Origin of the sequence: Acinetobacter gyllenbergii (assembly GCF_001682515.1) — a bacterium.
Classification (GTDB): domain Bacteria; phylum Pseudomonadota; class Gammaproteobacteria; order Pseudomonadales; family Moraxellaceae; genus Acinetobacter; species Acinetobacter gyllenbergii.
The window spans coordinates 547,827-555,735 of record NZ_KV575263.1; the positions used below are offsets into that span (position 1 = coordinate 547,827).

Consider the following 7,909-nt stretch of genomic DNA (forward strand, 5'->3'; position numbering starts at 1 on the left):
CAATTATGCTGATGGATGATCGATCTCAAATTCTTCCAAAGGCCGCTGAAATAGGGAAGCTTTTTTTCCAAGAATTTCGTCTAATGGTAAATGTGCTTGTTTGATGAGTTGTTCCAGTTTATGAGGGGCAATACACACCGACAAATGCAGGTCACCTTGCTCATCATAGTGTTCAGATTGAATTACATTCAAGGTATAGAGTTGCGTGCGTAATTTACCGTAAGCGGGTTTTAACACTAAATCAAACTGTTGTAATTGACCCATCAGACACTGTTGTACAGCTTGACTGAGTAATTCAAGTCCTTGAGCTGAATGGGCAGAGACATAGACCCGATCAGGGACATCAGCTGTTTTATAAATGATTTTGGCGACATCACCGCTGAGATCAATTTTATTGTAAACATGCAAAATCGGGGCATCCGCACCAATTTCTTTGAGGACGGACTCTACGGCTTCAATCTGTTCAGGCATATTCGGACTACTGCTATCAATCACATGTAAGAGCAGCGTCGCTTCTAGCGTTTCTTCTAAAGTGGCTTTAAACGATTCCACCAAATCATGTTGTAGATTACGAACGAATCCAACGGTGTCGGCCAGTACAACGGTGCCAATACCGTCCCAGTCTAGGCGACGTAAAGTGGGATCGAGCGTTGCAAATAGTTGATCGGCAGCATAGACATCGCTTTTGGCGAGGATATTAAACAGCGTGGATTTTCCAGCATTGGTATAACCCACTAAAGAAATGGTCGGAATGGCGGCTTTTTGACGTGCAGCACGACCCTGCAAGCGGGTTTGCTGTACTTTAATCAGTTTATCTTTGAGCTGAGTAATACGGACGCGGATTAAACGACGGTCAGTTTCCAGTTGCGACTCACCTGGCCCACGTAGGCCAATGCCGCCTTTTTGTTGTTCGAGATTACCGGTAAAACCACGAATTAAACGGGTGGATAAATGTTTGAGTTGTGCCAGTTCAACCTGTAATTTACCCTCATGGGTGCGTGCGCGTAGCGCAAAAATATCCAGAATTAAACCTGTGCGGTCAATCACACGACATTTCAGAATTCGTTCAAGATTACGTTCTTGGGCAGGCGACAATGAATGGTCAAAAATGACCAACTCGGCTTCGAGGCTTTGGACCAATTCAGCAATTTCATCGACTTTCCCTGAACCGATAAAAAATTTCGGGTCAGGCTTATTACGTTGCACAATGAGATGTTCAAGGATTTCAGCGCCAGCAGATTGAGCGAGCAATCGAAACTCTTCAGCATCAAGATCGTCGAGGAGCTGGACAGACACACTGACTAAAATTGCCCGTTCACCGCTTTGACGCTGCTCAAAATTTTCCACGTGCTTATGAAATCCTTATATTTAAAGCCTTATTCTAGAATAAACTTTAACTAAAGGGCAAAGCCTTCGCGGATTTATATGACATTACGACGGATCAGCTCAATGAATCCGACTAAGGTTCCCATATATAAAATAGACCATCCCAAAAACATTCTTAAAGCATAGCCATAAGGAATGGTGGTTTGGGTTTCAGATGTCGTGCTTTGCGGGTTCATCACATCACCTTTTAATCTGTAAATTCGATTTATTTATAATATTTGATCTGATAAATCTTTTAAAATTGAAAAAATTTATGCTCACATTCGTTTTTTGTTATGAAGGAAACTTCTATAAGGCAATATCGACATGATATAACAGAGTTAATTCAATGCACATGTGCATCTATGCGTACGGTTTTAAGAATTTATGACTCAACAAGCAACAGCAGTAAATAACACACCTTTAAGTTTGTTTTCGAAATTCAGTTTATATAGTAAAAAATTAGCCGCAGGTTTAGAAACCATTGGTGAGGGCTTCTATCTTATTTACCGTCATGGTTTATATAAAGATCCAAATAATCCTGTAAATACCCGTTATGTGCAGTATTTCTGTCGCCGTTTGTGTGAAGTCTTTAATATCGAAGTTGAAGTGCATGGCGCCATTCCGCGTGAACCAGCCCTATGGGTCAGTAATCATATTTCTTGGTTGGATGTGGCTGTTTTAGGCTCAGGTGCACGTATCTTTTTTTTGGCCAAGGCAGAAGTGGAAAAGTGGCCTATTTTAGGAAACTTGGCAAAGGGTGGTGGGACTTTATTTATTAAACGAGGTTCAGGAGATTCGATTCGAATCCGTGAGCAAATTACTGAGTTTTTAAAACAAGATATTCCTGTGCTGTTCTTTCCAGAAGCCACCACAACGGATGGCAGTAAAGTAAAAAAGGTACACGGACGTTTATTAGGTGCAGCAATTGAAGCACAGCGACCTGTGCAGATTTGTGTGATTTGCTATGTCAACCAAAAGGGTGAGTTGGATTTGGTTGCACCATTCATTGGCGAGATGTCTTTTGCAGAACATGTACAACGTGTTTTGGAGATGCCTAAAGTCACTGCACATTTACTGACTTTACCTGCGATTCCAGTCGAAGGACATACGGTAGAAACGCTGACCAAGGAGGTTGACCGCCAAATGCGAGCTGGTCTAGAGCGTTTGCAGCAAAAAGTACTCTCCGTGCTACCAGAAAGCGTGGAAACTACATAAACCCTTCAATCGGCAGCCATGAAATCACTTTCATGCCTGCTCTTTGCCACCATTTCATTTTGGGTTCTTTGGTATAAATTAGAGGGCCCTGTGGGGTTTCACGTTGCCAGGTAATTTTTTTGTTGGCATCTAAAACCAAACGATATGCATAGGTTTTTAAGTTTTGATCCATGGTGGCATGTACTGCTTGTGCCAAAGGTGGACTGTTTAATAATACGCCAATTTCGGTGTTCAAATAGGCCGAGCGTGGGTCAAAATTAAAAGAACCAATAAAGACCTGTTTTTCATCGAGTGCCATCAGTTTGGCATGTAGACTGGAGCGGCTTAAACCCTTGATATTGACCTTGGCTTTTTTTGCCAGCTCTTCAGTGTGTTTATCTAAATCACTTTTATCTAAAGCCGGTAGAAACTCATACAGTTGTACGCCATTTTCCAGCAGTTCTTGGCGGTATTTACCATAAAAAGCATGTACCACGGCTACGTCATTGGCCTTAAATGAATTGGTCAACACTCTGACTTCGATACCATCTTGGGCCAAATCACTTAAAATTTTTGTTCCTTTCTTTTCAGGAACAAAATAAGCCGAAATTAAATCGATGTTTTTTTCTGGTTGTTCGAGATGGTTAATTAACTGGAAGTTGAGATGTTCTTCTTTTTTTGCTTTGGATTTAATTTTATCTGGAGAGTCTTTGACTACCTCTGCCTTGACCCAGTCGAGTGAAATATCTCGATCCATGAGGGCATCGACGGCTTGGGAGCGGCTGGTTAAATCGACATAGTTTTGTACAGTAATCCTTTTATAGTGCTCATCAAGTTGCTCTTTAAGACTCTCATAGCTTAAGCGGTGAGCACTTTGTTTTACCACTTCTCGAACATCATAGGCATATTCATGATTCCAGTAATCATCAAATGATTTGGAAATATCATTCACAGCCGTACCAAACAACATCACATCCACATCAGAAAATTGATAAGTATCACTGACGTTATAATATTGGTTAGTCATATTGCGGCCACCAATCAAGGCAACCTGATGGTCAGCAATAAAGCTTTTATTGTGCATGCGACGATTGATGCGTTTTAAATCCAATACCATATCAATTGCGCGATATTTGCGGAAACGGTAGGGGTTAAAGAGCTTGACTTCAATATTTGGGTGCTGTGCCAAAGCTAAAAAAATGCCTTCGGTATGCTTGGCATTATTATCATCAATGAGGAGTCGCACTCGAACACCGCGATCTGCCGCACGGATCAGTGCATGCAAGGCCAAAGCCCCAACTTTGTCATTGTCCCAAATATAGTATTGTAAATCTAAGGTCTTTTCGGCTTTATCAATTAAACGCAGTCGAGCTGCAAGTGCTTCTAAAGGTTCATATAAAACATGATAACCGGTGAGGTCCGGATGTTGTTCCTGTAAAGGCTTTATCACCTGCGCTAGAGAAGTTTGTGAGGTATCAATCTGTGCAGTTGTTTGAATAATAGGTTCGATTTTATGTTTGGGTAAGGTGCTACAACCCGTAACAGTGAGCGCAATTGAGCAATAAATCGCAATCATACTTTTATTGTAAGTACTTGTACTTATCTTTGTATGTTTGCTATTTAAATGAGAAAATTGCGTCATAATCGTTACTGGTTAAAAGTTGGGCTCGAGTATACCACTTCATCGAAAAAGATAAATATAAGATGAGATGTATGTCCCTAAGCTAAAGTTAATGAGGGCTGTAATGTCGAATTCGGATAGTATTATTTTGGGTTTTTATCTTATTTTTGCCGTTCTGGCATTTTGGGCATTGATTCAAGCTTGGGTTCATCAAGCACGTACAGAAACTATCCATCCGTTTAAAGCCTTTGTACATTTATTGGCGTTTTATCTGTCTTATTTATTAGTTCCACTGTGGTTCTTTAGCATTTATGCCGGTTGGGTTGAATATTACAGCCTACATCAAGCAGGATTCGTTTTTTTACTGAGCAGTGTGTTGATCTATGCGCGTTTTATTGAGCCGCACAAAATTCATGTTCAACATCATCAGTATCGACTCAATTCAGAACGTGAATTTACCCGACCAATTAAAGTCGCTTTGGTTGCAGACATGCATGTCGGATTATTTTCAGGGCATGAACGGCAATTAAAAAGCATTGTGAAGAAACTCAATCAAGCGCAACCTGATTTAGTGGTGGTGGCGGGTGATTGGACGTATGAACCTGAGAACCGCTTGGTACAGGAGCTTGAGGCACTCAAGCAAATTGAAGCGCCTGTGTATTCGGTTCCTGGTAATCATGATGAACAATATCCTGGGCCCCCAATTCAAACTTTGTTAAGCCGAGCACTTGAACAGAATAACGTGATGGATATTGAGGGAAAAATTGTTGATTTTGATGAGTTCCGTTTGATCGGGATTGGAGATTTATGGGCAGGTAAGGCCAATATGCGCTTTATGCCTGATTTACCTCAAGACAAACCTTGGCTGATTTTGTCGCACAATCCAGATACGGTCGATATGGTGCCTGAACTGCCGACACGACCATTAATGCTTTCAGGGCACACGCATGGCGGGCAGATTGAACTGCCTTGGATCACCAGTTATATTATGAAACGCGTTTCTATTTTAGGTCATAAGAAGGGTTTCTATACCCATGAACATGCCGACGTGTTTGTTACGGTGGGGACAGGGATGGTTGGTGTACCGTTTCGTTTCCGGGTACCTCCAACGATTGATATCATCGAACTAATTTAAATAAAAAACCGACTGCATTGCGTCGGTTTTTTATTGAATCCATTTACTTATGGAATGATGATGACATTGACGCGGCGATTACTAGCACGGTTTTCATCAGTCGTATTTGGAACAAATGGCTGGTGTGAACCACGACCCACGACAGTCAAGTTATTTTGCTTGAATCCTTGAGCCACAAAGATGCTTGAAACACTTTGAGCCCGTTCTTCAGAAAGTTTTTGGTTATATTCTGGATTACCAATATCATCAGTATGCCCCACGATTTTTAATTTCTGTAGATCATACTTATTCAATTGAGTTGCTAAACGAATAATCTCTTGTTGATGTTCAGGCTTGATTTCTGCCTTATTAAAATCAAATAACAAGCGCTCAGGTAGACCCAACGTCCAGCCTTCATTCGTGAGAACAAAACCTTCTTTCTTGAGCATTTTGACCTGACGATATTTCAACGGGCCAAAGCTCAAGCAGCCAGCCAATGTTAGGCAGAGCAACGCAATAAATGAAATTTTAATAGTGTGAGTGCGCATAACATGTCCTAAATTTCTGGTTTATACAGAAACCAATGTGGGTTTAAATTTTTAGCTTTATACATGGCTTGATCGGCTTGCATAATTAAATCCTCTGGATTCTCTGCAAACTGAGAAAAAGCAACCCCTAAGCTAAAACCGAAATGAATCATTTGTCCGTTAAACGCCAATGGCTGTTCGCAACTTGCGAGCACTCCTTCAGCGATTGTGGTTAAATGATCAGCGTGATGAATTGAATGTAAAATAATGGCAAACTCGTCACCACCTAAACGTGCAATAAAATCTTCATGGCGAACTGATAGTCTTAAACGAGATGCCATTTCTTTTAAAACGGCATCACCTGCTAAATGCCCATATTCATCATTAATCATTTTAAACTTGTTATTGTCGATAAATAATAAGGCGGAGTTGTGACGGTATTGCGGGTTTTCAAAGATATTAAATAGTTCTTGATAAAAATAATGACGATTTGGCAAGCTGGTGAGTTGATCATGATGGGCTTGGAATGAAAGTTGACGATTTTCTTTTTGCAAATGAGTATGCCAAATTTGGATTTCTTCTAGCAATTCATTGAATACCGTATTTAAATTTTGAAACTCGTGAATATGGTTGTTTGGAAAACGTAAATTATAAGCTTTTTGATCACTCACCAATTGTGCAATATGGGTCAATGGTTTAATTGCTTGCATAATTTGACGATAAGTAATATTCACCGACCACAACAATGCAATCACAATGAAAAACATTGAAATTGCCAGACCAATAATAATGGTCTTTAAAAAATGCAAAATATTTTCGGAGCTGCCATACAGTACCAGTTCGCCTACTTTTTTCTTATGATGGACTACCATGAGCTTAACCGGATCATGTAAAAACCAACGATCCATTAAATCTTGCATTACTGATGTATGTGCAACTTTTTTGGTACTTTCAGCCAATAACTGTTGCTGTGGGTCATAAACATGAATACTACGGATCGCATGTTCACTGGTGTAATCATCAAGAATTTGATCAATTGCCCCTTTATCTCTAAACACCACGGCTGGTTGAACACGTTCCAGAACTGTTTGGCTTAGTAATTGTAAATTCTGTTTTGCATAGGTTTCCATGGTGAACATGGAAATTGTGGCAAAGGTAAAAGAACAGATGACAAAGGTAATGGCAAAGATCGCAAACTGTGATTTACGGAATAACGCATGTAAGGAGGTTGATTGATATAAATTTGAAATCACTGTCTTACCCCGCATTCTTCGCTAAAAGTAAAACACGAGGATCAATATGAACCTTGGAATAAGTTAATGCATCCAAATTCACCTTAAAGGTTGAAAAGGTCTTTTTATTATATAGGCAAAAAATACTCCCCACTTCGCAGGCTGGATTATTGGTGCTTAATGAAAGCAGCGATCGAGATGGGTAAGCTTGAATCAAATTCTGCTGTTGTTGTGGTGAAGTTGTTGTGAAATAGGCAACATGACATTCAGTTTTGGAGAAATCTTTAGCGCTGACCGCCTGAACCTGATATTCATAAGCAAGTTGACGAATGTTGCTTTGAAACTGATTTGCGGCATCTGGATTGTCTATGACACAAATCGTTGGGCGATTTGTATTGGACCATTTGCTATAACTTAATATGGATAAAGCCAACTCATAAAAGTTATGTGTAGATATGGCATAGCAAAGCGGGCTCGCAGCAAATGATGCAGCAAGCAATAAATATCGAGCCTTTTTACCAGCAAACCGTATTTTCAATCAAAAGTGCCAAAAAATGTGAAGCAAGAGACATATTCTACTGGACTTAATTGTTTAAAAAAAGTTCTTAAACATAAAGAAAAAGCATTAAAAGTAACTGTTCAGTTCAAAAAATAGTCGCTTGATTTAATAATTTAAATAAATTTGAAAAAGGGGGTTGTGTTGGGAGTGAAATACTGTAGAATGCACATCCATCGGCGGTGATGCAGATAAAAACTTGTTGAGAAACAAGGATTTGGCTAAAGTGGTTAGATTCTTGGGTTGGTTGATAAGTTTGCTAAATATCTAAATTACCTGTTGACTTTTAAGAAATTG

The 7,909-nt window shown here is 39.9% G+C and carries 8 protein-coding genes; 2 read left to right on the forward strand and 6 right to left on the reverse strand.

Features of this window, described 5'->3' with window-relative positions:
* Nucleotides 1-3: 3 nt before the first annotated feature.
* Nucleotides 4-1,347, reverse strand: a complete 1,344-nt coding sequence (gene hflX, locus NG55_RS11755) for a ribosome rescue GTPase HflX (protein WP_065343333.1) — start codon at nt 1,345-1,347, stop codon at nt 4-6.
* Between the two features lie 74 nt (nt 1,348-1,421).
* Nucleotides 1,422-1,562, reverse strand: coding sequence for a hypothetical protein (locus tag NG55_RS21010; protein ID WP_164467929.1), 141 nt, complete (start codon nt 1,560-1,562; stop codon nt 1,422-1,424).
* Between the two features lie 190 nt (nt 1,563-1,752).
* Between NG55_RS21010 and NG55_RS11760 the strand changes: the two genes are divergently transcribed.
* Nucleotides 1,753-2,583, forward strand: a complete 831-nt coding sequence (locus tag NG55_RS11760; RefSeq protein ID WP_065343334.1) for a lysophospholipid acyltransferase family protein — start codon at nt 1,753-1,755, stop codon at nt 2,581-2,583.
* On the opposite strand, the gene NG55_RS11765 is transcribed toward NG55_RS11760, so the two are convergent.
* Nucleotides 2,576-4,138, reverse strand: coding sequence for a phospholipase D family protein (locus NG55_RS11765; RefSeq protein ID WP_016541487.1), 1,563 nt, complete (start codon nt 4,136-4,138; stop codon nt 2,576-2,578). The genes NG55_RS11760 and NG55_RS11765 overlap by 8 nt on opposite strands.
* A gap of 169 nt (nt 4,139-4,307) precedes the next feature.
* Between NG55_RS11765 and NG55_RS11770 the strand changes: the two genes are divergently transcribed.
* Nucleotides 4,308-5,318: a metallophosphoesterase gene (locus tag NG55_RS11770; RefSeq protein ID WP_065343335.1), complete on the forward strand. Its 1,011-nt coding sequence runs from the start codon at nt 4,308-4,310 to the stop codon at nt 5,316-5,318.
* 47 nt (nt 5,319-5,365) lie between these two features.
* Here the strand turns inward: NG55_RS11770 and NG55_RS11775 are convergent, their stop codons facing one another.
* The 3 genes from NG55_RS11775 to NG55_RS11785 are packed head-to-tail and all read right to left on the reverse strand — an operon-like array spanning nt 5,366 to nt 7,555.
* Nucleotides 5,366-5,845, reverse strand: coding sequence for an outer membrane lipoprotein YfiB (locus NG55_RS11775; RefSeq protein WP_016541485.1), 480 nt, complete (start codon nt 5,843-5,845; stop codon nt 5,366-5,368).
* A gap of 8 nt (nt 5,846-5,853) precedes the next feature.
* Nucleotides 5,854-7,077, reverse strand: coding sequence for a diguanylate cyclase DgcN/YfiN (locus NG55_RS11780; RefSeq protein ID WP_016541484.1), 1,224 nt, complete (start codon nt 7,075-7,077; stop codon nt 5,854-5,856).
* A gap of 4 nt (nt 7,078-7,081) precedes the next feature.
* The gene (locus NG55_RS11785; RefSeq protein WP_016541483.1) at nt 7,082-7,555 is read right to left on the reverse strand and encodes a regulatory sequestration protein YfiR; all 474 of its coding nucleotides are present in this window, start codon (nt 7,553-7,555) and stop codon (nt 7,082-7,084) included.
* Nucleotides 7,556-7,909: the final 354 nt, after the last annotated feature.

Excerpts from the sequence above, each read along its gene's own strand:
- NG55_RS11760 (WP_065343334.1), top strand. The coding sequence starts at position 1,753 with ATGACTCAACAAGCAACAGCAGTAAATAACACACCTTTAAGTTTGTTT.
- NG55_RS11765 (WP_016541487.1), bottom strand. The coding sequence starts at position 4,138 with ATGATTGCGATTTATTGCTCAATTGCGCTCACTGTTACGGGTTGTAGC.
- NG55_RS11775 (WP_016541485.1), bottom strand. The coding sequence starts at position 5,845 with ATGCGCACTCACACTATTAAAATTTCATTTATTGCGTTGCTCTGCCTA.
- NG55_RS21010 (WP_164467929.1), bottom strand. The coding sequence starts at position 1,562 with ATGAACCCGCAAAGCACGACATCTGAAACCCAAACCACCATTCCTTAT.
- NG55_RS11770 (WP_065343335.1), top strand. The coding sequence starts at position 4,308 with ATGTCGAATTCGGATAGTATTATTTTGGGTTTTTATCTTATTTTTGCC.